This is a genomic window from Methanoculleus frigidifontis, assembly GCF_030464345.1.
GTDB classification, from domain to species: domain Archaea; phylum Halobacteriota; class Methanomicrobia; order Methanomicrobiales; family Methanoculleaceae; genus Methanoculleus_A; species Methanoculleus_A frigidifontis.
In genome coordinates, this window is the sequence record NZ_VCYH01000003.1 from 291,551 (window position 1) to 315,877 (window position 24,327).

Consider the following 24,327-nt stretch of genomic DNA (forward strand, 5'->3'; position numbering starts at 1 on the left):
TCTGCTCGCATCTCCGGGAACCGGCCTGTGCAGATGGCACGCCGCGGGGCGGGCCGGCCCCGCGGCGATGCACTCATCAGCAGCAATCTCCAATACTCTGGTGATCGACGGAGTTCTATGGCTATGGCAACCGACTACTATGAACTGGCGGCGCTCGCGGATCAGCTCTTCGCGATCAGCAGCGACGACGACGAGAAGCTGGCGGGGACGCTCGACGACCTCGACCCGGAGGTGCGGCGCGAACTTCTGGCGTCCGATCTCCTGAACGCCTATCAGGTCTTCTTTTACTTCTTCCGGGAGCGGCCCGGAGACCTCGTGGAAGACCGCCTGCTGCTGCACGCCGCATCGGATCTGGCAACAGGCGTCGTCATCGACGAGTTCGATATCTACGAGGTGATCCTCTCGGTGCAGGACGGCGCTCCCGTCATCACCGTCACCGACGGCGAGGAGGAGCTTGCGCGGTTCACCGGGCGGTCTGCCCTGCGCGACCTTGAGCGCTTCCTGGACGACGGCCTCTAGATGATGCCCTTTCCCGACGTGATCAGCGCTTCGCTGACATCGGCCCGGACGACCGGGGGGAGGTCGCCCCACCGCTTCACCTCTTCGCCGGCGACGGCGAGGACGCCGGTCACCGCCGTCCCGTTGAGCGCGCCGAAGAGCGCGTCGTCGTCCCCGGTGCCGAGCCGGTTGCAGAGCGCGGTCGCCCAGGCGTCCGCCACCGAAACGTCGGGCGAGAAGACGACGACCGCATCGGCAACCCCGAAACTGATCGACGGGCCGACGGTCGCCGATGAGGTGCAGATCCCGAGGACCTCCGGCTGCGGCGGGACGGCGAAGGCGAAGCGGCTCGAGAGGGTCGAGGCGCCCGCGTAGATGCCCACCCGCACCGGGCGGTCGGAGATGAGCGCGATATCGCCGCCGTTGTCGACGATCCCGAAGGCCGCCCCTGTCTCCCGCATCGCCTCCACCCCTGCCCAGGCGATGGTGCCCGCGACCGCCGCCATCGGGCCGACGCCTGCATTCTCTCCCGCGGCCGCCATCCGGCCGGCAACCCTGCCCGGCGAGGCCGGAAGATAGGGATCGAGGGTTGCGCCGAAGAACGGGTCGGCTGCTATCAGCCGCTCGAGCTCCTGACGGGCGGCGAGAATGCCCTCCTTCGCCGCCTCGATGTGGGCGCTCTCCTCGGCGAGTATGGTGGTGATCGTCTGGCGGAACTGGAAATGCTCCCGGATCATTGCTGCTGCGAGAGCGCCTGGTGCGGGCACGCCCTGATGCATTTGCCGCAGAGAACGCAGGCGCCCTGCCTGACCTGTATCCTCCAGTCCGCATCGAAGGAGAAGACGTTCTGCGGGCAGACGCTGATGCAGGCGCCGCAGTCGATGCACTCCTCCTCATCCCTGACGATGGCGTTCCGCTCCAGCGACCGGACGCTGATCCCCGTCTCTTCCATGCGCCTGCGGATGAGGTCGGCGTCCTGGTCAGGGACGTCGATCAGCACTTCGCCGGCCGTCGAGTCGATGTTGGCCTTCTCCACGTTGATGAGGACGCCGGTCTCTTTGACGATCCGGGCGATCACCGGCTGCCTGCCCGGGTCGCTCTCCCGTTTGCGGGAGAATGTCAGCAGGAGTTTCATCGCTGCCACCTCCCGCCGAAGAGCTTGCCGAGATCAATCGCCGAGAGGATCCCGACGACCCGGTTCTCCTTGTCCACGACCGGCAGGGCGCTGATGTTGTTCCGCTCGAGTTTCTGCGCCGCAATGTCCACCGGCTCCTCCGGGTGGGTCTTGATCACGTTCTTGGTCATGATGTCCCGGACGAGATTGTTCTTCCCGTCGTGGACGACCGCTTTTGAGACGTCGAAGGTCGTGACGATGCCGACCAGCATCCCGTTTCTGTCCAGCACCGGCAGGTGGTTCGTCTCACCCTTGAGCAGTTTCCGGGCGGCCGTCTTGATCTTCTCGTCCTCGGTGATGCTGACCGCCTTCGTGTTCATGAGCTCCCGGACACGGGGCGCCCGTGCGGTCTCCCGCATCGACTGCGCCCTTCTCTCTGCGTTGATCGACCGTGTGGGGAGGGCGAGCTCCATGCTCCCGGCCTCGATCCACCGTTTCAGTTCGGCCGCCACCTCCCGGGCCTTCCGGTAGCTCGAGAGCGGCGATGTCTTGACCCGATCGCCCTCGAGCTCGACGCTGCCGCTCTTCAGCTCCGCGTAGCTGACCTTTTTTAGCGACGGGCGGTCGCGGCGCGGGATCCCATAATCGATGATCTCGGTCAGGATGTCCTCGTCCCGCACCGCCGTGCTCCTGACGATCGAAAGGTCGAGCACCGGGATGGGGACGCCGACGCCGACGTAGAGGGTCGTTCCGTATCCGGGCATCACCGCAGCGCGGAGAAACTCCTGCCGCATCTGCTTCATATCCCCGGTCACCATCAGGTTTCCAAACCCGCTTCCGGCCGAGTGCTGGGTGCCCTCACCGATGATCATCCCCTGCGTTCCGCCGAGGAATATCGGCACCCCGCCGCCGATGACCCGGAATGCGGGATCGTTCGGGAGCGGGGAGAGCGTCCCGGCGCCTGAGTAGGTGATGTTCCCGCACCGCGGGAGCAGCGTCCCCATATAGGTGTACAGCTGCCGGTCGCCGGCGTTCGCCGCTGCGTTGTAGCGCTGAAAGGCGTTGCGCGGGTTGACCATGATCGCCTGGTTCAGGTCTTCGAGCAGCACCTCGGTGGTGATCGCCCGCCTGGGATAGCAGTCGGTTCCGTGCGAGGTCGCCCGGAGCTCCACGGCCTTTCCTGCCACCAGGTCTTCAAGGACGTGTGCGCCGCCGTAGTACTCGCTGTTGCCGGCGGATGCCTGGGTCGCCCCCAGGTAGGCATCGACGGCTGCAATCCCGGCATATGCCTCGACGTCGTTGAGCCATACCCGCTCCATCCGGATCGGGGGGTCGGCGTGCCCGAAGTTGAAGAAGGCGCCCGATGAGCACATCGCCCCGAACGTCCCGGTCGTGACGACATCGACCTCTTCGAGCGCTCCTTCTTCTCCGAGCTCGTCGACGATGGCGGGCATCTCCTCGGCGGTGACAACCCGCGCGTTCCCGTCGCGTATTCGCGTATTAATTACCTCGAGGGACTTTTCCATATGAATATGTTCTTTCGAGAATATTTAATGCTGTTGGCAATTACTTTGGGTAATATGACCTATTTTATGCCATGATCGCTATAGCTGTAGATATGGAGATTGCCGGGTTCATCCGGGAGATGGAGCGGATTGCAGACCCGTGTCTGGCGGAAGAGTTCGACTGCGGGCGGATCGGGCTCATCGTCGAGGGGAAACCCGAGGTCGGGACCGTCTGCTGCGCCCTCGACGCTACAGAGGCCGTCGTCGACCGCGCAGCGGCGCTGGAAGCGGATATGCTGGTCGTTCACCATACGCCCCTCTGGCAGCCCCTCACCGCTGTTCGGGGAGCGACGATGCGCCTCCTTCGGGCGGTGCTCGACGCCGGGATGAACCTCTATGTGATGCACACCAACTTCGACCGTGCGCCGGGCGGCGTCAACGACACGCTTGCGGCGATCCTCGATCTCGAGAACGCCGAACCGATGTCGCTCGGTGTCGTGGGGGATTGCCGGATATCGCTCGACGAGATCGGGCGGCGGCTCGGCCATGGGGGGCTGCGGGTATGGGGGGAGATCGACCGCGCCGAGAGGCTTGCGGTCATCGGCGGAAGCGGGTTCGATCCCGCGTTCATCGCCGAGGCAGCCGACCTCGGCGCGGACGCCTTCCTCTCCGCGGAGCTGAAGCACAGCGTCGCCCGGGCAGCGCCCATCCCCTGCATCGAGGCGACCCACTACGCTCTCGAGGCACCTGCCATGGAAGCACTTGCGGGCCGCATGAGCTGGCATTTTATCCCCGATCCGCCATACGTGGTACTGGTACCATGAGTCTGCTGCCGCCGCCGGCCGGCCGGGAGAGAATCCTGGACCCGGCGTTTCGCGAGCGGATGGTCGCCCGACACGGGGAGCGCGGCAGGAAGGCGCTCCGTGCGGTCGAAGACGGCAGGGTGAAGCGCTACCGCGACTTCTTCGTCGTCGTGGGCAGGAGCAGCGAGTACGTCGTGGAGGCGGACTTCTGCACCTGCAGCGATTTCATCTTCCGCGGCCGCGAGTGCTGGCATATTCTTGCCGTGCAGGTAGCGGAGCAGACCGGGCTCTACGAATCCTACGACCTCTGGTACCAGGACACCTGGCAGCCGTAACGGCAGAGTAAAAACACATTTATCAGTCGCAGAAGAATAAGTTACCAATACGTGATTCTCAATGCTCGAGGAAGAATATACGCTTGACTATTTTCGATCCCAGGGTCTTATACGGAAGGAGTGCACGAAGTGCGGGGCGGCATTCTGGACACGTGACCCTGACCGTGAGTTCTGCGGGGATGCCCCCTGCGTACGCTACGACTTTATCGGAAGCCCCGTCTTCAACCCCCACACCGTGGACGAGATGCGGGAAGCATTCCTCTCCTTCTTTGAACGCCACGGGCACACCCGGCTTGAGCGCTATCCCGTGGCCGCCCGGTGGAGGGACGATATCTACCTGACCATCGCCTCCATCGCGGACTTCCAGCCGTTCGTGACGAGCGGTGTCGTTCCGCCGCCGGCGAACCCGCTGACCATCTCCCAGCCCTGCATCCGCTTAAACGACCTCGACTCGGTCGGCCGCTCCGGCCGCCACCTGACGCAGTTTGAGATGATGGCGCACCACGCCTTCAATACCCCGGGCGAGGAGCTCTACTGGAAGGACGAGACCGTAGCCCTCTGTGAGGAGTTTATTGCCTCCATCGGCGGCGATCTCGCCGCCGTCACCTACAAGGAGCACCCCTGGATCGGCGGCGGGAACGCCGGAGCGTCGGTTGAGGTGCTGATCGGCGGCCTTGAGGTCGCCACGCTGGTCTTCATGAACCTCGGGCGCGAGAAGACCGCTCACCCGCCGGTGGAGCTCGACGGGACGCCGTACTACCCGATGGATCTGCGGATCGTCGATACCGGCTACGGGCTCGAACGCTTTGTCTGGGCGTCGCGCGGGTCGCCGACGATATACGACGCGGTCTTCCCCGAGATGGTGAGCCGCCTGATGCACTCCGCAAATCTCGAGTATCTCCTTGATAATGCTGAGTTCACAAAGATCCTCGGGCTGAATGCGCGGTTTGCCGGAGTCATGGACATCTCCGGGACGAACCTCTACAAACTCCGCAAAAGGGTGGCGGAGGCGATCGATGTCCCGCTCGAGAAGCTCGAGCGGATGATCGGCCCTATCGAGAAGGTTTACGCCATCGCCGACCACACCCGGTGCCTGGCCTATATGCTCGGCGACTGTATCGTCCCGTCGAACGTCCGCGAGGGATATCTCGCCCGCCTGGTGCTCCGCCGCACCCTCCGGATGATGAACGACATCCGGGTGGAGGACGACCTTGCAGACCTGATCGAGCAGCAGATGCGGACGGTGGGCCTGGATGCCTTTGATCAGGACCTCGATGTCGTCCGCGAGATCGTTGCGAACGAGGTCGGCCGGTATGCGGCCACGCTCGAGCGCGGGACGCGGATCGTCCAGAAGATCGCGAAGTCCTACAAGAAGAAGAGCGAGCGGGTTCCGCTCGCCGAGGTGATCACCCTCTACGACTCCCACGGCATTCCGCCCGAGATGATCCGGGAGGTTGCAGCGGCCGAGGGAGCGGTCGTCGAGGTGCCGGACAACTTCTACTCCCTGATTGCGGATATCCACTCGGAATCGCAGAAGGACGAGGCCGCCGACCCGTTCGCCGCCTACCGCGAGCGGGTGGAGTCGCTCCCGCCGACGAAGAAGCTCTACTACGATCTTCCTGCCGAGATCGAGTTCGAGGCGATGGTGCTGGACTACTTCGACGGGTTTGTCGTCCTCGACCAGTCGCTCTTCTACCCTGAAGGCGGCGGCCAGCCCTCGGACACCGGCACCCTGGTCGCCTCGGATAGCATGGTCCGCATCGAGGAGGCGATCAAACTCGGCGAGGTTGTCCTGCACCGGGTGAAGGGCGGAAGCCTGAAACGCGGAGAGCGGGTCAAGGGGATGGTCGATGAGGAGCGGCGCTGGTCGCTGATGCGGCACCACACCGCCACCCACGTCCTGCTCCACGCCGCAAAGGCCGTGCTCGGTGCGCACGTCCACCAGGCCGGCGCACAGAAGGGGAGTGAGACCTCCCGGCTGGATGTCAGGCACTACCGGCACATCACCCCGGACGAACTGCGCCGGATCGAGATCGAGGCCAACCGGATGGTGATGGCCGATATCCCGATCTATATCAGGATTGAAGAGCGCACCCGTGCCGAGCAGAAGTACGGGTTCGTCCTCTACCAGGGCGGCGTGCCGCCCGGCAGGGATATCCGGACGGTGCAGGTCGGCGGAGACGTGCAGGCCTGTGCGGGTACGCACTGCCGCACGACCGGTGAGATCGGCCCGATCAAGGTAGTCGCCGTCGAGCATATCCAGGACGGCGTCGAGCGGCTCGTCTTTGCCGCCGGCATCGCCGCCGTCTACGCCATGCAGCACCTCGAGGATCTCCTCCGCTCCTCCGCCGAGGTGGTGAGCGTCCAGCCCGAGAACCTCCCTGCCACCGTGGCGCGGTTCTTCGGCGAGTGGAAGGATCAGAAAAAGGAGATCGAGCGGCTGCGCCAGAAGGTCGTCGATCTCGAGCTGCAGAGCCTGGAGGGCGAGGTCGTCGAGGGCGTGCAGGTCGTGGTGCGACGGGTCGATGCGGCCGCAAAGGAGCTCGTTGCGCTCGCGAGCAGCATCTCGGACGCAGGCGGCGTCGCCCTCCTCGTCGGTGCGAATGAGAAGGCGACCGTCGTCGCCGCCTCCGGCAGCCCCGCGGTGAACGCGGCAGAGATCGTCCGCGAGGTCTGCGGCATCCTCGGCGGACGCGGCGGCGGCAAACCGACGCTGGCGCAGGGCGGCGGGCCCGACACCGCAAAGATTGATATCGCCCTTGAGAAAGGGCGGGCGCAGATACTCGAAACACTGTATGGTTGACGACGTTGTTGTACTGCAGCCCGGCGACGAGCGGGCGAAGAAAGTTGCCAAGGCGATGGCGAGCCAGACAGCCACCGATATGATCCGGGCGTTCGGTGAACGGCCCATGACCTCGACCGAGGTCGCGGAGTTTCTGGCGATCCCGATCACCACCGCGAGTTACCATATCGAGCACCTCCTCGAAGCGGGTATTCTCCAGGTCGCCGATACCCGTTGGAGCAAGAAGGGGCGCGAGGTGAAGATCTACGGCCTGACGAACCAGGTGCTGATCATCGCCCCGCCGGTGAGCGATCTCCGCTCGGTGCTGCAGAAGTACACGGCGCTCTTCGGCGTCTTCCTCCTCCTGAGCATGGCGCTCTTCAGCCTTCTCCCGGTCGCGCTGCCCGATGCCGGTATGCCGGCCAATGACGGCAGTCTCCTGTCCGTCCCGGAGCAGTACGCGCCGCCCGCTACGGGCGGCGGAGAGATCGCGGAGAGAACCTTCGGAGCACCGTCGACCGCCGACAAGGCGCTCGAAGTCCCGCCGGTCCCCTTCGCATCCCTGACGGTTCACGATCTCGTGATGGCGTTCTTCTTCGGCGGGTGCCTGGTGCTGCTTGCCCTGATGCTCTACGAGCTCCATTACTGGTGGCGCTCGGCACCGCGGGATCTCCTGCGGAAGAACGGGCGATAAATCTTTTTTGAAGAGACCCCGTGAATCCGGGTGTGGGGGGGGCGTGCGAGTCCGCCCTGGGCAGATCACGAACGCGTCCCAGAAGTATTCGTGGATGGAAACGGTCGATCTGGATAGACACAGTCCTCTTGGCTCTCTCAAAAAAGGTGCAGCTGAGGCAGAACCTACAAGCACGATATTTCCGGGGGTATCGCGTGAGGGAAGGGTGCGGGAGGGGGCGAGCCCCATGAGCGCTACCGTGCCCTATGGGTGCACCGAAATTCCTGGTGCTATCGGCGGGGTTTGGGCACTTGATGAGGTTCCATCTCTTGCTCCGGATGGCCGCAATCCGGGGTATTCGGGGGCACGGCTTTCCCCTGGGTATCGCCATGACTGCCCCCGCCCCTTGAGGGGCAGGGTTGATGCTGTCTGTGGATCTTTGCGGGAGACAGGGGAGGGGAAAACCCCTCCCCGGGGGGCGCTTAGCCGCCACGGTTCACGGCATGGGGAGACGCCCGGGAAAAAGGTCGTCCCCCGAACAAGCCCGGTCCGGCACCAGCCCGGTCAGGGGAAGAACGCGGTATACGCTTGAATCCTCTTAGCTAAGGGTAGCGCTCATGGGGGTCTCCCCCTCCTGCCGGAGAATAGTGGGACGACCTCCGCATGTCGCAGGTCGGGCCTCTGATGCACCTGCTGTTCTCGCGGGAGATCGGTGGAGACGCTTCGATCCCTGATAGGGTGGCCGGTTTTTCCGCCACAACGGCCCGCGTTCGCCAACCGGCAGGGCTTCGCGATTTGCTGCAGAACCTCAAAAGCCGCTTTTCGGGCAGCGTACCTGCCTGGGTGCGCAGAAAAAAAAGGTTGGTGTATTACATCCGCTTGCGGACGGCGAGGATCAGCCCGAAGACCGCAAGCGCGCCGAGTGCCGCGAAGGGCAGCGCACCGGCCTGCGTCGGGGTCGAGATCGGGTTTAAGGAGGCCGAGACGTAGGAGGTGCTGCCTGCGTTCACCTGGACGGCGTCGGACCAGTCCTGGTACCCGGAGACCTTCACCGCCACCACGTGCGACCCGGTGGCGACGCCGGTCAGGGTCAGGGGCGTGATGCCCTTATAGGCATCGTCGAGGTAGACGTTCGCGCCGGACGGTGAGGACGAGACCGAGATCGAGCCGGTCGGGCCCGGCGGGAGCGGGGTCATCGCGACCGATACGGGTGTGGTCACGCCGGACTGGACGCTCACGGAGGTCGAGTAGTCCTGGTACCCGGAGAGCGACAGCGTCACAGTGTGGCTTCCCGCGGTGAGGCTGCCGACGACGAGTGCCTGGCCGTCGGAGGTCTGTCCCTTATACACCCCGTCAACCGAGACGCTCGCGCCGGAGGGCGACGAGGTCACGGAGATGTATCCCGGGTTCTGGTCAGGGATCGGGTGCATCTGGGCGTTGACGTACGAGGTGACGCCCGGCGAGACGCTGACGGTCGTCTTCCAGTCGTAGTAGCCGTTCAGGTCGAGCTCGATGTTGTGGCTCTTTGCCGAGACGCCGGAGAGCGTCAGCGGGGTCTTGCCCTTATAGGTCGCGTCCATGTAGACGTAGGCGCCGGAGGGGTTCGAGTTGATGACAATGCTGCCCGGCTGCGAGATGGCCTGCAGCGGGAAGAGGACGCTCGTCGTCTTGCCCGAGGTCACGCTCACCGTCGTCTGGTAGGGCTGATACCCGGGCATGTCGGCCTCCATCTGGTAAGACCCGGGCGACAGGTCGCTGATCGTCAGCGGGGTGATGCCGCGGTAGTTGCCGTTTACGTAGATGGCGGCTCCCGAGGGTGTCGAGGTCGCGGAGATCGAACCGGTGGTGGCCAGCGGGTTGAGCGTCACGTAGACGTCGACGGTCTCACCGGCGGCGGGGCTTCCCGGGAGACTGTTGGCGACCGACTGGTATCCCGGCATCTCGACCCGGTAGGCCTGGTACGGCGTTCCCGTCGTGTAGACCGGTACCGAGAGGACGCCCTGGGCGATCTGGCCCTTGTATTCGCCGTCGATGTAGACTGATGCACCGTTCACGTTGCAGTGGAAGGTGTACCAGCCCTCGTCCCCGCCGATACCCGCTGCTGCAGACGGGATACCGGCGATGAGGACGAGCAATGCCAGCCCGATGATCGGGCATGCTGTTGTCTTCTTCATTCTTTCACCACGAAAACAATTATCCCATCTTGCTTTTGAAATATTAACCCTTTCTATTAAATCTCCTGATTATCTTCGTATTTTTGGGGATTGCAGGCACGTTACAGAGCACGCTTCGGTGTTCGGGCGATGAGAAGTTTCCTCCCTCTTTCCTTCCGTTTCCGGAGCCGCCGATCTCCCGCCGCACCCGATCGCCGGAGAGTGGTGCAGGATAAAATCAAAACTCTGATTAGGTGCACCATCGACATTTCTGCATGGTGCGATATTCTGTCACGATGAGTGACACCCTTGCGGAACGGATCGACGAGGCACGGGGCGCCCGTGATGTTTCCCGGTCCGAGTGGATCAATGAGGTCTGCACAGCATACCTCAACGGTGCACCGGCGTTCGGGGATCATCCGACGGTCGCCGCATCACCTGGAAACGGTGGTGCACCGGGGCGGAAGCACAATATGCTCGACTACGACGAGACCAATGCGGAGTTTTCGATCCATGTCCCGCAGCACTTCAACTTCGGCTACGACGTCATCGACCGGTGGGCCGAGACCGACCGGAACAAGCTCGCCATGATCTGGGTGAACCAGCAGGGAGACGAGAAGAAATACTCCTTCCGGGACTTAAAGAACCTCTCGAACGGCGCCGCCAACATCCTGCTGAAGTACGGGATCATGAAGGGCGACCGCGTGATGCTCATGCTTCCCCGCGTGCCGGAGTGGTGGATCTTCGTCATTGCCCTCACAAAGCTCGGTGCGGTCTTCTGCCCCTGCCCGACGATGCTGACGCCGAAGGACATCAAGTACCGAGTGAACGCCGGGAAGTTCAAGATGGTCATCACGAACAGTGAGAACGCCGACAAGGTCGATGCGATCTGCAACGAATGTCCGTCCCTGACGAAGCGGTTCCTGGTGGACGGCGAACGGCAGGGCTGGGCGAGCTATCCGCACGAGATCGATTATCCCGCTCCGGTCTCGCACCACTCGGTGAGCATGCCGGTCGGCAAGAAGACGAGAGCCACCGATCCGATGCTGATCTACTTCACCTCCGGCACCACCGGCAACGCAAAGATGGTGCTCCACGACCAGAGCTACCCGCTCGGGCATATCGTGACCGCCGGGCTCTGGCAGGACGTCGGCGAGCACGACCTGCACTTCACCTTCTCGGATACCGGGTGGGCGAAGTGCGCCTGGGGCAAGATTTTCGGGCAGTGGATCCAGGGATCCTGTCAGTTCGTCTACGACATCCGCGGGAAGTTCGAGGCGACGGAGCTCCTTCCCCTCATCGAGCGCTACGAGGTGACCACCCTCTGCTGTCCGCCGACGGTCTACCGGATGCTGATCCTGGCCGACCTCGACAAGTTTGACTTCCGCTACCTGCGCCACTGCTGCAGTGCCGGCGAACCCTTAAACCCGGAGGTGATCCGGGTCTGGAAGGAGGGCACGGGGCTTACGATCTACGAGGGCTACGGGCAGACCGAGACGGCCTGCTGTATCGCCACCTTCCCGTGCATGCAGAACAAGCCCGGCTCGATGGGGAAACCCTCGCCGGGATGGCGGATCGAGCTCCACGATGACGACGGAAACCCTGTCTCCGTCGGAGACGAGGGGCGGATCGCCATCAGCCTCGATCCCCGGCCGCCGGGTCTCTTCGTCGAGTACCTCGACAACCCGGAGGCCAACCGCGAGTCGTTCGTCAACGGATTTTACTATACCGGCGACAAGGCCTACCGGGATAAGGACGGCTACTTCTGGTTCGTCGGCCGCGACGACGACGTCATCAAATCGTCGGGTTACCGGATCGGCCCCTTCGAGGTCGAGAGCGCTCTCCTCGAGCACCCGGCCGTCCAGGAGTCTGCCGTGGTCGGGTCGCCCGATCTCCTCCGCGGGATGATCGTCAAGGCGTTCGTCGTCTTAAATCCCGGGTTCGAGCCGTCGGAGTCATTGGTGAGGGAGTTGCAGAACTATGTGCGGAATACGACCGCCCCCTACAAGTACCCCCGCTCGATCGAGTTCGTGCCGGAACTGCCAAAGACGCTCTCGGGCAAGATCAAGCGGAACGTCCTGCGCGAACAGGAACTGCAGCGGCTGGCGAACGGCCAGGAATAATTTTTTTTGGGCTCTTGCGGGATGATTGGCAGATGTGCCGCCACGAGAGACTCTGGTCCCCCGCTATCGTTTTTTCAGTCTCACAATCACGATGACGGGATGTTCCTTATCATCATCCAGTTCTTCAAAAAAGCCGTCGATCACAAACCCGGCATCAAACCCCAGTTGGAAAATCTCCTGCAACGGCCTGTGGTAATAATACTGCAAAATCGGCTGTCTTCTGATAGCTTCCCCTTCATGAACGCAGGGTGTCCGGTATGTATCCTGCGGCTTCACAAAGCAGGGATGATGCGTCGAAAAGACAAATATTCCCCCGGGCTTCAGCATTTCACCTACTGCCCGGAACAGCGGTTCGATATCAGCGATGTCCATAACCGCCATGTTTGCAACCGCTTTATCGAACGGTCTCCCCGGTTCCAGGGACCGCAGCTGCGCACTGTCCGTAGCGTCGCAGACATGAAACGCTATCCTGTCCAGGTATGCCGAACGGCGTCGTTTTGCGTGGGCGATCATCTTTTCGCTGTAATCGAATGCAACAACCTCGGCGCCTTTTTCCGCAAGCCGCTGTGAAAAATTGCCGTTCCCGCAGGCGATATCCAGCACCAGTTCTCCTGCGCGAATATCGAGCGATTGCTCCGTACGGGGGCGTACGATAGTGCAGTGAAAAACATTGGCCGTATCACCCATTCTCGCATCCCAGAAATCGGCATTCATTTCCCATCGTCGTCTGCTCTCTTCTGTTGTATCTGAGAAAGTATGCATGATTCACATTGATCAGGGGACGCGATAAGGGCTTTGCGCTCGCCGTGGCTCGCATACTACAACGTGCGGCCTTTTACCCGTGCTGCGGCCGTTTTTTGGGAAAAGATATATCCGGCCGATCTAGCAGATCCGCTCGATAAAGTTCTCAAGGAGCCGCAGCCCCACGGCCCCGCTCTTTTCGGGGTGGAACTGGACGCCGTAGGCGTTGCCGCTTTTGATGGACGAGGCGAAGGGGCAGATGTACTCGGTTGTCGTCAGGGTGCATTCCGGCGTGGTCGCGGCGTAGAAGGAGTGGACGAAGTAGACATACCTCTCGTTCATGAGCCCGTCGAAGAGCGGGTCGTCCTGCTCTATCCGGAGGCTGTTCCACCCCATGTGCGGCACCTTCATCCCGGGCGCGGGGGGGAACCGCTTCACCGAACCGGGCACCAGCCCGAGGCCGTTATGGGTGCCGTGCTCTTCGCTCGACTCCATGAGCATCTGCATCCCGAGGCAGATCCCGAGGACCGGCACCTCGCGGCTCGCGGCGATCACCGTCTCCTGCAGGTCGCCGAGCATCTCCATCCCCTCGCGGAACGCCCCGACGCCGGGCAGGACGATCCCGTCCGCGGCGGCGATGACGGCGGCGTCCGCGGTGATCGTCGCGTCCGCACCGGCACGCTCGAGCCCCCGGTAAACGCTCCGCAGGTTCCCGACACCGTAATCAATTATAGCTATCTTCTTCATCCTTGCCGCCTCTCTTGCGCCAGAGTCCTGCCTCTATCCACTCCCGGGGCAGCTGCTCCTGCTGCCGCCAGTCTTCGAGCCGCTCCGTCCAGGTCGACCAGAGGTCCGGGCAGGTCTCCTCGATCCGTTTCAGCGTAGCGATATCGCTGGACGGACACATAAAGCACCCGATCCGGTCCAGCCCCTGTTCGTACAGGGGGTTGTAGGGCGCCTGTTTTGCGAAGATGTAGAGCCAGACGTGCATCGCCGTCCAGGTCTGGATCGGCGCGGCGGAGAGCTGGCAGGGGACGTGCCGGTTCCGCCATACCCGCCGGCTCTGCATTCTCTTCACCGATTCGTATTTGCGCTGGCCGATGAAGGAGAGGCATTCGCCCCAGTGCTCCTCGATGAGGTGGGCGACCGGGTGGAGCTTGCAGACCTTGCAGCACCACCGGAAGTCGACCGCCGGCGGCCCCTGCTCGTCGAAGGTCTTCCAGAAGTTCTCGGACTCGTCGATCCGGACGACCGGCATGTCGTAGCGTTCGGCGACGGCGTCGACGTTCGCGTAGGTCTCCGGGAACTCAAGGCCGGTGTCGGCGAAGATCAGCGGGACTCTCCCGATCGCCTCGAGGACGACGAGGAGCACCGCGAGGCTGTCTTTGCCGCCCGAGTAGGAGACGGTCGGGGGCACTTCCGGGTTTCTCTCCACGACATCCCTGACGAACCGCATCGCCGCCGCTTCGTACGCGGCGGTCGTCGGTGCGTTGGCGGCGACGGCGGTATCCCAGTCCGCCTCGCCGGGGATGCAGGATGCGGCAAGATTTTTGCGTGTCCGCACCACGGTGCCGCGTTCCATCTGTTTGGCGTCGGCGGCGCCGACCTTCGCCCTCCCGACGCCGATGCACTCGCCGTTCCGGGAGAGGATGAAGACCTCGTCGCCTACGGCCACGGCGGGGTCGATCGCGACGAGTCCGGGCGCGAGAAGGCTTGCGCCTTCGTCCCGGATCGAGGGGACGGCGCCGTCGTCGGCGACGACGAAGCGCTTTTTTGGGGTCATGTAGAGCGCAGCGTGGGGGCGGGGGAGCGCCTCCCAGCGCCCCTCTTCCGGGAGGTAGCGGATGGCGCCGACGACCGCACCGCCCATGACGATCTCGTCCATCCGGTCCTCGGAGGGTACCTTGTTCATCAGCGCCAGGTGGCCGTCCGGGATGAGGGCGCTTCCGAAAGCGTCGTGGTAAATCCGGTTGACGAGGTCGATGTCGCCCCGGAACGCCGGGCGTGCGTCGCCCGGCGGCGTCACCGAGACCGGGCGCGTGGCGGCGCCGCAACCGCAGGTCTCCGCCATCACCGGAGCGTGGCAGGCGTCGCACCACCGGAGCAGGATCTTCCCTAAATAAATGCGGGGCATGTGTCCTCTGATCTTTGGTTTTTGCAGAGATAAGTATTGGCGACGTTCCGCCGGGGCGGTACCGTATCGGCCGGTTTTAAGAGTCAGGCCGCCGAAAACAGGTGCATGGATCCGCGCTTCTGCTGTCGGTACCGCGGGGACGGCATGCCGCCGTCGAACCGCTACTGCAGGTCGTGCCCCGACGCCGCGATCGCCTGCGACCGGCTGTGGCGGCGCGTCGTCGATCTCGCCGGATCGCACGGCGGTGCGCCGGTGCCGCTGCCCGGGACGCGTGCAGTGCTCTCGTTGCACCCGAAGAACGAAGACTTCGTTCGCCTGCAGGTCAACGTCCGGTGGAACCTCACCAAAGAGGATTTCCTGCACTTCATCGCCACCGGGCATGCAAAGATGGGCCGAAAGGAGCAGCGATGCGACCCTGCCGTCTCACCGAGCCTCACGCGCCAGGAGCCGTACGTCCAGGCTATCGTCGCGCTCCTCGGCGGGCCGGACTGCCCGGAGATCGCTCTTGTGCGGGCGGTGCAGCAGGGCTGATCGGGGAGGGAAACCTGTATATGGCCGGATAGGCTACGTTTGTATCACTCGCCATGAGAGCCAGGATGTCAAAAGCCATCGAAGTGCACGATCTCCGCAAAGCCTACAACGGCCGCACCGCCGTCGACGGCATATCGTTCGATGTCCACAGCGGTGAGGTCTTCGGGTTCCTCGGCCCGAACGGTGCCGGCAAGACCACGACCGTGCGGATGCTCACCGGCATCATCGCCCCGGACAGCGGGAGCATTGCTATCCTCGGCCACGATATCGTCCAAGAGCCGGTGCGGGGCAAACAGGCAATCGGCGTCGTCCCGGAGACGGCGAACGCCTACGATGACCTGACGGCGTGGCAGAACCTGATGCTGATGGCGGACCTCTACGGCCTCCGGCGCCCCGCCGCCCGGCGCCCCGCAGCCGATCTCCTGGAGGAGCTCGGGCTTGCCGACCGGCGGGACCAGAAGGTTGCGGGCTTCTCCAAGGGCATGCGGCAGCGGCTGATCCTGGCGATGGCGCTTTTGCACGACCCGCAGTTGCTCTTCCTCGATGAGCCGACGAGCGGGCTTGACGTGCAGAGCACGCACCTGATGCTGGAGATCCTCGGCGAGCGCAGCAGGGCGGGCACGACGATCTTTCTGACCACGCACAACATGGACGAGGCCAACCGGCTCTGCGACCGGGTGGGGATCATCCGGGCCGGGAGGATTGCGGCGATCGATTCACCGGAACGGCTGAAGCAGGCGATCAACCGGATGTTCATGATTGAGGTCGGGTTCGACCGCCCGGTAGAGGCGCCCGTCTTCGCCGGTCTTCCCGGGATCGACCGGGTTTCGAAGCACGGCGATACCTGGCGGCTCGAGACCGCCGACACCGACGCCGCGATAGCATCGGTGGTTGCGGCCGCCCGGTCGTCCGGCGCCCGGATCCTCTCGCTCTCCACGCTCTCGCCGACGCTCGACGAGGTCTACCTCAGGCTCACCGGAGGGGACGCATGATCCGGCCCGCCGGGCTCGGAGAGCAGCTGCGGCGGTCGCTCGCCGTCGCCCGGAAGGATATCAGGATCTACTACGTCAAGGGCCCGGTCGTCATCTTCGGCCTGCTGATCCCGCTCTTCCTGTTTCTGGCCTTCTCGCTCGGCAACCGGTTTGCGTCGGTCCCGTTCCTCATCTCCGGGCTGCTCGCGATGACCGTCTTCTTCACCGCGACGGCGGTCTCGCCGGTGATCTTTCCCTGGGAGACCCAGGCGCGGACGCTGGAGCGGCTCGCGGCCGCCCCGATCACCGTCCCGGCGCTGGTCTTCGGGGACGTGCTGGCATCGTTCCTCTTCGGGGCGCTGATAGCCCTCGTTCCGGTGGGGATCGGGGTAGCGCTCGGCGTGACGATCACGTCGCCGGCTGCCCTGCTCGCCGGCATCCTCCTCGCCGCGCTCTGCTTTGCCTCGCTCGGTGTCCTCCTCGCCGTCCCTCCGGCGCGGGCGCCGCAGAACATCATGATGCTCTCTTCGCTCATCAAGTTCCCGCTGATCTTCATCTCCGGCATCTTCATCCCGGTCGAGTCGCTGCCGGCCTGGGGGCGGGTGCTCGCGGCTGCATCGCCGCTGACCTACTTCACCGATATCGCCCGCGCTGCGATGGGCGAGGCGAACGCCTACCCGGTCGCCCTCGATCTCGCTGTGCTCGCCGCATTCTCCCTGCTCTTTCTCGGGGCGGCGATGCTGCTGCACGCACGGACGCTCTCAAAGAGGCTCTGACGGGCGGGGAGACGCTCCGGGAAGATTGGAAAAGAGCGCTGACGTTCCGGGGGCCCGATTCTCACGCCATCTCGTTCTTCCGCAAAAACTCCCGGATCGCCCGCGACTCGACCCAGCCCCGGTCGAGCTGCCTGACGATCGTATTGATCCGCCGCACCTGCTGGCGGATACTCGCGGCTGCCTCGGCATCGTCCATGAGATCCGCCCGTGCCAGGATCACCTGCAGGGGGTGACGGATGTGGTCGCCGAGGATGGCGAACTGCTCCATGTTCTGCTCGATCTGGTCGTAGGCTTTCTGCCGGATCGCGTCGTGGTGTTTCCGGTCGGTGATCTCGTACATGATCCCGTGGCTTGAAATCGCCCGGCCGGCAGCATTGTAGGCGAACCTGCGGACCGAGCGCACCCAGCGCTCCTCGCCGCCCGGCAGGCAGACGCGATACTCCATCACGAAATCCTTCCGTTCACGGCTGCTCCGTTCAAGCTCTGCGAGGACGCGGTCGCGGTCGCCCGGGTGCAGCCGGTCGACCAGGGCGGGCATGCCCGGTTCGACGCTCCCGGGCGCATAGCCGAGGAGCTCGTACTGCCGGGGGTTCCACTCCGCCCTGTCGTTCTCGAAGTCCCAGTACGAAACCCCGGCCTGCAGGGCGTCCAGCGCCAGCGCCACCCGGTCCCTGCTTGTACGCAGTTCTTCTTCGACCTGTTTCTGTTCGGTGATGTCCCTGATGACGGCGACGCCGTACCGGGCAGCGTCTCCGGGAGCGGTGACGGGTGCGGAACTCACCGCCATGCACCCGGTGGAACCGTCCGGCCGGACGAACGCTATCTCTTCGTCCGTGACCCGCTCTCCGGTTGCGATCGACCGGGAGAGCGGGCACTCTTCGGGCCGGTACGGCCGGCCGTCGGGGTGCAGCCTGATCCGCCCGAGCCGCTCCCGCACGTCATTGGTGGAGAGGTAGGGATCCCGCAGGATGCGGTTCACCTGTTCGTTGTCGAGAACCGTCCTTCCGGACGGTGATTCGACGACGACCACGCCGGCCGGCATCCGTTCGATCACCGCCCGCAGCATGGCGTGGTCGGTTACGTTCTCGTCCAGGAGCCGCTCGCACTCCTGCTCGGTCCGCCGGACGCGGTCTTCGAGGGTGCCGATGTGGGCGGCGAGCATAGCGAGGAGGCGCCGCTCGGCCGGGCCCGCCCGCTCCCGGAGAGTCTGCAGGGTGTCGTTCACCTGCATGCTCGTATGGATATCGGCGGTTCGGGTCATCAGTATTCCTCGTGTATCTCCCGGCGTTTGCTGCTGCTTTGCACGGCCTTCTGCTCCCCCTCTGCAGGGGGACGGCCAGCGCTCAGTCGTGATACTCAATATTTCCTGCTGGTATAAGTAAATTGCTGACCGATGTTTCACGTAGGGCGGAATTGAACGAAAAATTGTTTCTTTCGGTGCCAGGTTATGCGTTTTCCGAGCGGTCGGTCCGCCGGAGCGTGAACCGGAAGGCCGCCCCCTCCTCCGGTTTCCCTGCGACCCGGTCCTCGATCCGGATCGTTCCGCCGTAGCGTTCGACGAGTGTGCGGACGATGTAGAGTCCGAGGCCTTCCCCTCTCCCGCTGGCCCTCCCCCGCTCGAACCGGTGGAAGAGTTTGCCCTTCACCTCGTCCGGCACGCCGGGGCCGGTGTCCGCGACCGTCACCAGCACTTCGGCGCCCCGCCCCTCGACGGTGATGGTGACGGCGACATCCGCTCCGCCAAACTTGACGGCGTTGCCTATCAGGTTCGTGAAGATCACCGGCAGAAGATTGTCGGCCAGCACCTCGACCTCGGGGTCGTCGTACCGGATCGCCGCGCCGGGGAAGTTTCTGATCTCCTCTTTGATGACGGCGTCGAGGTTCACCGGCACCAGGCGTCCGCCTTCCGTCTGTGTCCGCCGGATGGTGGCGACGTTCATCAGGATCTCGCTGCTCCGCCCGATGCTGCCCTGCAGTTTCTCTGCATAGGTCTGCAGGTCGCCTGCCGTCAGGTCGACCAGGAGATCGGCGTACATGCTCGAGACATTGTTGGCGTTCCGGACGTCGTGGGTCATGATGTCCAGATAGATGTTCGCCTCGTCGCGGGCGGCCTCGAGTTCCTCACTCTTCAGGACGAGATCGTCGGTCCGGCGCACGAGCGCTGCTTCAGCCCGTTTGCGCTCCTCAATCTCGACCTGAAGCCGGGCGTTGGACGCTGCCAGCTCGGCGGTCCGCTCGTTCACGCGGTCTTCGAGTTCGTCGTACGCCCGCTGCAGCCTCTCCTCCGCAACCTTGCGCTCGGTCAGGTCAAAGACGACCAGGGAGTATGCCTGCACGCCGTCCATCGGCATCGGCTTCAGGGAGAGATGGACCGGCACCAGTCCTCCCCCGTTCGCCTGCAGCGCGCTCTCGCCCGTGCTGCCGGCGGGCTCTCCTGCCGCCATCGTCTGCCGGAAGTCCTCTGCGCCGGCGGGGCCGATGAAGCCGTGAACCGACTCCCCCATCACCTTCTCGAGCGGCATCCCGAGCAGCCGGGCGAAGCTCGCGTTGCTGTAGAGGATGGTGCCGTCGGCAGAGAGGATCGCCGCCCCCTCCCGCATCTGCTCGATGAGGATGCGGTAGGGATGTTCGGCGGTCTTTAAGGTGTAGATCTTCTCCCCTTCGTCCGTGGAGACCAGGAATGCATCGACTTCCCCGCGCCGGATCGCCGAAAGCGTCTCTTCCGCCTCGGCAAAGCCGCCGTAGAGCTCCTCAATAACGTGGAGGAGTTCCTCCTCCCGCGGCAGACGGGGAGCGCTCGTATCGGGTTGCTGTTCAGGTTTCTGCATTCCGTATCTCCGGTGAAGCGGCCGGTTACTCCTTTTCCTGGACCCCAAGCCCGATCAGGACGCGGTCGGTATCGGACATATCACCGATCAGTTTCCGGAGCGGCAGGGGGAGCTGCTTGATCAGCGTCGGAGCCGCAACAATCTGGGCTTCCTGCGCCCGCTCGGGCTGCTGGTAGACATCGACCACCTCAAGGTCGTAGCGCCCCGCAAGGTGTGTCTCGCAGATCTCCTTGATGTTTTCGATCGCCCGTTGGGACCGGGGCGTCATTCCCGCAACATACAGTCGCAGGACGTAGCGGGCGGGCGTCCGCGCCGCTGCCTGCTCGAACTCGTCCGTCGCCGAAAACCGTTCCTCTGTATGCTCGTTCTTTCCGTCGTTCATATCGTCAGCTCCGGGGCTGAATGTCCAGCCCGACGAGAACCTTCTCGGTGTTCGAGAGATCGCCGATGATCTTGCGCAGGGGCGGGGGGAGTTTCCGGACCAGCGTCGGAACGGCAAAGATCTGGTCGCCCCGGGCAAGCTGGGGGTGTTCGAGGAGATCGATCACCTCGATCGTATACCTCCCGGCGAGGTGCTCCTCGCAGAGTCTCTTTAAGTTGGCAAACGCGGCGAGCGACTTCGGGGTCTGGCCGGCGACGTAGAGCCGCAGCGTGTAGACCTCCCCGTTCTCCTCTCCGGCTGTCTTCTGTGTATCGGTCATTCTTCCTCCCTGGGTGCGGCCGCATCGGCCCGGCGCATTTTCTCGATCTCCCGGACGCTTGCGTCCCTGCCTTTCTCCCTGCGGCTCTCCGCCTGGATCAATCTTCGGAGGTTCTCCTCCTCCGCGGCGAACTCGCCCTGCAGGGCGGCGAGCCGGGCTTCCATGGCGCTCCGTTTCCGTTCAAGCTCCCGCTTTCGGAACGCTATCTCCTCTCTCCGCGCTGCTTCCTCCGCGCGTTCCTGTGCCTCCTGCACGAACCGGGCGGTGCCCATGAACATACCGGCAGGCCCGACGTAGACGTCGGCGAGTTCGATCCCCCCGCCGGTGATCCGGTACTCGCGGATCTGGTTGGAGTGCTCCATCCCCCGGGACTTCAGCACGTAGAGCCCGCGGTTGCGCTCCCCGGCGGACTCGACGTCCTGCAGCCGGATAAGGGTGTCGATGAGCGAGGAGACGACAGGGTTTGCGGGGGCTGCCGCCTCCTGGATGTGGACGAGGTGCGTGAAGAGGGCGGTGATCCCGTTTGATTTCAGATAGTCGATCAGGCGCGTGAGCATGACCTTGACGTCTTTTTGGGTGCCGATGGTGATGAGGTCGGTCAGGGGGTCGATCACCACGACAGCAGGCTGCAGCTCCTGGATCATTTTAAGCATCAGAACAAGGTGCATCTCAAGGCCGTACATCGTCGGCCGGGAGGAATGGATCGCGAGCAGACCGCTTGCAATGTGGGGCGCAAGGTCGATGCCGATCGACTGCATATTGCGGACGATCTGGTCGGGCGACTCCTCAAACGAGAAGTAGAGGCACTTCTCCCCTCTGAGGCAGGCGGCATGCGCGAAACTCGCCCCGAAACTGGTCTTTCCGGTTCCGGGCGTCCCCGTGATCATGACCGTGCTGCCGCGGTAGAAGCCCTCGCCCTCGAACATGGCATCGAGGCGCTCGACGCCGCTCGAGATGCGTTCCTGGCTGACGGTATGCACAAGGCCCGTCGAGGTGATCGGCAGCACGGAGATCCCGGTCTCGTCGATCAGGAAGGGATACTCGTTGGTGCCGTGGACCGAACCGCGGTACTTCACCACCCGCAGGCGGCGCGTGGAGATCTGTTCGTCCACCCGGTGGTCGAGGAGGATCACGCAGTCCGAGACGTACTCCTCGAGGCCGTGCCGGGTCATGGTCGCCTCGCCGCTCTCCCCGGTGACGACTGCGGTGACGCCTTTCTCCTTCAGCCAGAAGAAGAGCCGCCTGAGTTCGGCGCGGAGGATCCCGGTATTTGCAAGACCGGAGAAGAGCGACTCGATGGTGTCGAGGACGACTCTCTTTGCTCCGATGGAGTCGATGGCGTAGGCGAGCCGGATGAAGAGCGCCTCGAGGTCGAACTCCCCGGTCTCGATGATGTCGCTCCGGGAGATCTCCACGTGGTCGATCGCAAAAAGGCCCCGGTCGCAGAGATCCTGTACGTCGTAGCCGAGCGAAGCGACGTTCTGGACGAGATCGGCGGCCGACTCTTCGAAGGAGATGATAACGCCCGGCTCCCCGTACTCCTCTGCGCCGTGCACCAGAAACTCCATCCCGAGCAGGGTCTTGCCGGACCCCGCCTTCCCGACGATGAGGGTGGTGCGCCCCTGCGGCAGGCCGCCCCCAGTGACCTCGTCGAGGCCCCGGATGCCTGTCGGGCTTTTCGGCAGCTCGGTACGGGTCGATCTTCCGGGATGTTCTGTGGCGTGCATAACGATCAGCGTTAACCGTTCTGTAGGGTCCCACTGTTATTAAAACTCCGTATGATAACCCCGTGAAGGCGCTTTGAGAATGCCTTTTCGAGGCCCGGTTCGCCCTGCAGGCTGTTTTCGGGCTGGTGTGCCGTGATGAGAGCAGTTTCCTGCCGGCAGGGTGCATGTTGTATGGCAGCAGAGAAAGGTTCTAGGCATTTCCATTGCATACCCGCTTAAAGCAACGAGCGTGGTCATCGGATGGCGGAAGACGAACGGTACCCGGATGCATCCCTGCCCCTCCCCCCCGGGGTCGGGGAGTCGTTCTGCCGGTATGGCGGCAGCGAAAGATCGATTGAACAGATGCCGGACGATTCAGCGCTGCAGGGGCTGAGCGGCGTCCACCGTGCACCCGCCGACCCGCTGCGGCCGGAGAGGGCGGAGTAGGGGGTGCCGGCATGGAGTTCCTCGTCACCTCCACGCTGATCGGCATCGGGCTTGCCATGGACTGTTTTGCGGTCTCGCTCGCAATCGGGGCGACGCATCATGCCGCGCGGATGAAAACCGCCCTCCTCATCGCCGGCTTCTTCGGTTTCTTCCAGTTCGCGATGGCGCTCGTCGGCTGGGTGCTCGGCGCCGGTTTCACCGGGATCATCGCGGCGTACGGCCACTGGATCGCCTTTCTGCTCCTCGCCCTGATCGGCGGCAAGATGCTCTGGGAGAGCATCACCGGGGTGGAAGAAGAAGCGGCGGCACACGCCGCCCTCACCCTGGGGAGTATCACCCTCCTCGCGATTGCGACGAGCATCGACTCCCTTGCGGCCGGGATCAGCTTTGCGGTGCTCGGCTACGTCCCCCTGGTGCCGGCGGTCATCATCGGGGTCATCTCCTGGCTCTTCGCCTTTACCGGCGTCTTCTCAGGCCAGCGCCTCGAACGGGTCCTGGGGCGGCGGGTCGAGGTGATCGGCGGCGCCATCCTGATCCTGATCGGGCTGCGGATCGTTCTTGAGAATACCGTCTTTGCGTGACGGGGCGGTCAAAAAAGAGGGGTGACCCTTCCGTCTTATTCCTGGAATGCGTCAGACCTGCACCGGACGTTTCCGGCGATCATCCGGTGCAGGTCACCATACTTGGCCACCGGATCGCCGCCTTTCTGGAGAACGGCGTCGGCTCCGGCGCAAAGGCAATCGCCGGCGATCTTGTCCCGGGGCTGCCCGGACAATACGATGACCGGGGTATCTGCACAAAGGATGCGGATCTTCCTGATAAGCTCCGCTCCCTCAACGTCCGGCATTGCATAATCGGTGACGATTGCATCGAACTGGTTCTCCTCGATCATGGCCGCCGCTTCCTGTGCTGACCCGGCGGTCGTGACCGCGAGGTCGCCGGGGCGCTCAAGGAAGAGTTTTCCGATCTCCAGAAGCGCCGGTTCGTCGTCGATGAGAAGGACAGAGATCATGCGCAGAGGGGGATCAGGTGGTTGCCACCTGTTCCTGCAGGAGCCGCTGGACGTCGAGCCAGATGATCAGGTCAGTCCGGTCGGTGTCCCTGCCGTCGCCCTCGTCCTCGGCGCCCAGTTTAATGATCCCTTTGACGTAGGCGGCGCTCGAGGCAGCATCGTCCATTGCATCGATCTCATCCTCGGCCACCTGGCGGACGCTGCTGACGTCGTCGACGATGATCCCGACGTTCGAGCCGCCGGCGGCCTCCGGGACCAGAACGATGATCTTTTGGTTCTCGGCGGTCTCTCCGTCATGCAGCCCGAGAAGGGAGTTTAGGTTGAGGATGTTCGTGATCTCGCCCCGGAGGTTGATGATCCCGGCGATATAGGCCGGAGCGCGGGGGAGGGGGGTGATCGGCATCATCTCCACGATCTCCCGCGCAAGCTGGATATCCAGTGCGTAGTGTTCCTTTCCAAGCTGGAACTCCACCACATCGATGGTTGTTGCCATA

At 63.9% G+C, this 24,327-nt stretch carries 25 protein-coding genes; 11 read left to right on the top strand and 14 right to left on the bottom strand.

The window, feature by feature from the left end:
• Nucleotides 1–117: 117 nt before the first annotated feature.
• Nucleotides 118–519, top strand: coding sequence for a hypothetical protein (locus FGU65_RS06265; RefSeq protein WP_301663572.1), 402 nt, complete (start codon nt 118–120; stop codon nt 517–519).
• On the opposite strand, the gene FGU65_RS06270 is transcribed toward FGU65_RS06265, so the two are convergent.
• Genes FGU65_RS06270 through FGU65_RS06280 form a run of 3 tightly spaced genes read right to left on the bottom strand, consistent with a single transcriptional unit; the run spans nt 516 to nt 3,138 of the window.
• Nucleotides 516–1,235 carry a UPF0280 family protein gene (locus FGU65_RS06270; protein ID WP_301663573.1) on the bottom strand — a complete coding sequence of 240 codons (720 nt, stop codon included), beginning with the start codon at nt 1,233–1,235 and terminating at the stop codon, nt 516–518. The two genes, FGU65_RS06265 and FGU65_RS06270, sit on opposite strands and share 4 nt — an antisense overlap.
• The gene (locus FGU65_RS06275) at nt 1,232–1,633 is read right to left on the bottom strand and encodes a 4Fe-4S binding protein (RefSeq protein ID WP_301663574.1); all 402 of its coding nucleotides are present in this window, start codon (nt 1,631–1,633) and stop codon (nt 1,232–1,234) included. Before FGU65_RS06275 ends, FGU65_RS06270 begins: the two co-directional genes overlap by 4 nt.
• A complete protein-coding gene (locus FGU65_RS06280; protein ID WP_301663575.1) occupies nt 1,630–3,138 on the bottom strand; it encodes a homocysteine biosynthesis protein in 1,509 nt (502 codons plus the stop codon). Before FGU65_RS06280 ends, FGU65_RS06275 begins: the two co-directional genes overlap by 4 nt.
• 71 nt (nt 3,139–3,209) lie before the next feature.
• On the opposite strand from FGU65_RS06280, the gene FGU65_RS06285 reads away from it, so the two are divergent.
• From FGU65_RS06285 to FGU65_RS06300, 4 genes are all read left to right on the top strand, one after another.
• Nucleotides 3,210–3,941, top strand: coding sequence for a Nif3-like dinuclear metal center hexameric protein (locus FGU65_RS06285; protein WP_367652359.1), 732 nt, complete (start codon nt 3,210–3,212; stop codon nt 3,939–3,941).
• Entirely contained in the window at nt 3,938–4,255 is a 318-nt protein-coding gene (locus FGU65_RS06290) for an SWIM zinc finger family protein (protein ID WP_301663576.1), read from the top strand. The genes FGU65_RS06285 and FGU65_RS06290 overlap by 4 nt, the downstream gene beginning before the upstream one ends.
• Before the next feature lie 61 nt (nt 4,256–4,316).
• Nucleotides 4,317–7,058 carry an alanine--tRNA ligase gene (gene alaS / locus FGU65_RS06295; RefSeq protein WP_301663577.1) on the top strand — a complete coding sequence of 914 codons (2,742 nt, stop codon included), beginning with the start codon at nt 4,317–4,319 and terminating at the stop codon, nt 7,056–7,058.
• Nucleotides 7,051–7,731 carry an ArsR/SmtB family transcription factor gene (locus FGU65_RS06300; protein WP_301663578.1) on the top strand — a complete coding sequence of 227 codons (681 nt, stop codon included), beginning with the start codon at nt 7,051–7,053 and terminating at the stop codon, nt 7,729–7,731. The genes alaS and FGU65_RS06300 overlap by 8 nt, the downstream gene beginning before the upstream one ends.
• 848 nt (nt 7,732–8,579) lie before the next feature.
• Here the strand turns inward: FGU65_RS06300 and FGU65_RS06305 are convergent.
• Nucleotides 8,580–9,884 (bottom strand): PEGA domain-containing protein, encoded by a 1,305-nt coding sequence (locus FGU65_RS06305; protein ID WP_301663579.1) that lies wholly within the window; start codon nt 9,882–9,884, stop codon nt 8,580–8,582.
• Between the two features lie 275 nt (nt 9,885–10,159).
• Here FGU65_RS06305 and FGU65_RS06310 point away from each other — a divergent pair, with 275 nt between their 5' ends.
• Nucleotides 10,160–11,986, top strand: coding sequence for an AMP-binding protein (locus FGU65_RS06310; RefSeq protein ID WP_437344438.1), 1,827 nt, complete (start codon nt 10,160–10,162; stop codon nt 11,984–11,986).
• 63 nt (nt 11,987–12,049) lie between these two features.
• Here FGU65_RS06310 and FGU65_RS06315 read toward each other — a convergent pair whose 3' ends face one another.
• The 3 genes from FGU65_RS06315 to FGU65_RS06325 all read right to left on the bottom strand — a co-directional run bounded on the left by FGU65_RS06315 (nt 12,050) and on the right by FGU65_RS06325 (nt 14,861).
• Nucleotides 12,050–12,748, bottom strand: a complete 699-nt coding sequence (locus FGU65_RS06315) for a class I SAM-dependent DNA methyltransferase (RefSeq protein WP_301663580.1) — start codon at nt 12,746–12,748, stop codon at nt 12,050–12,052.
• Between the two features lie 120 nt (nt 12,749–12,868).
• A complete protein-coding gene (gene hisH, locus FGU65_RS06320) occupies nt 12,869–13,474 on the bottom strand; it encodes an imidazole glycerol phosphate synthase subunit HisH (protein ID WP_301663581.1) in 606 nt (201 codons plus the stop codon).
• The gene (locus tag FGU65_RS06325; protein ID WP_301663582.1) at nt 13,452–14,861 is read right to left on the bottom strand and encodes a phosphoadenosine phosphosulfate reductase domain-containing protein; all 1,410 of its coding nucleotides are present in this window, start codon (nt 14,859–14,861) and stop codon (nt 13,452–13,454) included. Before FGU65_RS06325 ends, hisH begins: the two co-directional genes overlap by 23 nt.
• A gap of 105 nt (nt 14,862–14,966) precedes the next feature.
• Between FGU65_RS06325 and FGU65_RS06330 the strand changes: the two genes are divergently transcribed.
• The 3 genes from FGU65_RS06330 (at nt 14,967) to FGU65_RS06340 (ending at nt 17,139) form a co-directional block, all read left to right on the top strand.
• Nucleotides 14,967–15,392 (top strand): hypothetical protein, encoded by a 426-nt coding sequence (locus FGU65_RS06330; protein WP_301663583.1) that lies wholly within the window; start codon nt 14,967–14,969, stop codon nt 15,390–15,392.
• A 65-nt stretch (nt 15,393–15,457) separates the two neighbouring features.
• Nucleotides 15,458–16,384, top strand: a complete 927-nt coding sequence (locus FGU65_RS06335; protein WP_301663584.1) for an ABC transporter ATP-binding protein — start codon at nt 15,458–15,460, stop codon at nt 16,382–16,384.
• Nucleotides 16,381–17,139: an ABC transporter permease gene (locus FGU65_RS06340; RefSeq protein WP_367652360.1), complete on the top strand. Its 759-nt coding sequence runs from the start codon at nt 16,381–16,383 to the stop codon at nt 17,137–17,139. The genes FGU65_RS06335 and FGU65_RS06340 overlap by 4 nt, the downstream gene beginning before the upstream one ends.
• Before the next feature lie 61 nt (nt 17,140–17,200).
• Here the strand turns inward: FGU65_RS06340 and FGU65_RS06345 are convergent, their stop codons facing one another.
• The 5 genes from FGU65_RS06345 to kaiC form a co-directional block, all read right to left on the bottom strand.
• On the bottom strand, nt 17,201–18,400 hold the full coding sequence (locus tag FGU65_RS06345; RefSeq protein WP_301663585.1) for a PAS domain-containing protein: 1,200 nt from the start codon (nt 18,398–18,400) through the stop codon (nt 17,201–17,203).
• Nucleotides 18,401–18,584: 184 nt separating this feature from the next.
• Nucleotides 18,585–19,967 carry a sensor histidine kinase gene (locus FGU65_RS06350; RefSeq protein WP_301663586.1) on the bottom strand — a complete coding sequence of 461 codons (1,383 nt, stop codon included), beginning with the start codon at nt 19,965–19,967 and terminating at the stop codon, nt 18,585–18,587.
• A 25-nt stretch (nt 19,968–19,992) separates the two neighbouring features.
• Entirely contained in the window at nt 19,993–20,349 is a 357-nt protein-coding gene (locus tag FGU65_RS06355; RefSeq protein ID WP_301663587.1) for a circadian clock KaiB family protein, read from the bottom strand.
• Between the two features lie 4 nt (nt 20,350–20,353).
• On the bottom strand, nt 20,354–20,668 hold the full coding sequence (locus FGU65_RS06360) for a circadian clock KaiB family protein (protein ID WP_301663588.1): 315 nt from the start codon (nt 20,666–20,668) through the stop codon (nt 20,354–20,356).
• The gene (gene kaiC, locus FGU65_RS06365) at nt 20,665–22,395 is read right to left on the bottom strand and encodes a circadian clock protein KaiC (protein ID WP_301663589.1); all 1,731 of its coding nucleotides are present in this window, start codon (nt 22,393–22,395) and stop codon (nt 20,665–20,667) included. The genes FGU65_RS06360 and kaiC overlap by 4 nt, the downstream gene beginning before the upstream one ends.
• A gap of 240 nt (nt 22,396–22,635) precedes the next feature.
• Here kaiC and FGU65_RS06370 point away from each other — a divergent pair, with 240 nt between their 5' ends.
• Together FGU65_RS06370 and FGU65_RS06375 are read left to right on the top strand one after the other, a co-directional pair.
• Nucleotides 22,636–22,821, top strand: coding sequence for a hypothetical protein (locus FGU65_RS06370; RefSeq protein WP_301663590.1), 186 nt, complete (start codon nt 22,636–22,638; stop codon nt 22,819–22,821).
• Between the two features lie 11 nt (nt 22,822–22,832).
• Nucleotides 22,833–23,402, top strand: a complete 570-nt coding sequence (locus FGU65_RS06375) for a manganese efflux pump MntP (RefSeq protein WP_301663591.1) — start codon at nt 22,833–22,835, stop codon at nt 23,400–23,402.
• A gap of 35 nt (nt 23,403–23,437) precedes the next feature.
• On the opposite strand, the gene FGU65_RS06380 is transcribed toward FGU65_RS06375, so the two are convergent.
• Nucleotides 23,438–23,833, bottom strand: a complete 396-nt coding sequence (locus FGU65_RS06380; RefSeq protein WP_301663592.1) for a response regulator — start codon at nt 23,831–23,833, stop codon at nt 23,438–23,440.
• 13 nt (nt 23,834–23,846) lie between these two features.
• Nucleotides 23,847–24,326: a chemotaxis protein CheW gene (locus FGU65_RS06385; protein ID WP_301663593.1), complete on the bottom strand. Its 480-nt coding sequence runs from the start codon at nt 24,324–24,326 to the stop codon at nt 23,847–23,849.
• Nucleotide 24,327 lies beyond the last annotated feature (1 nt).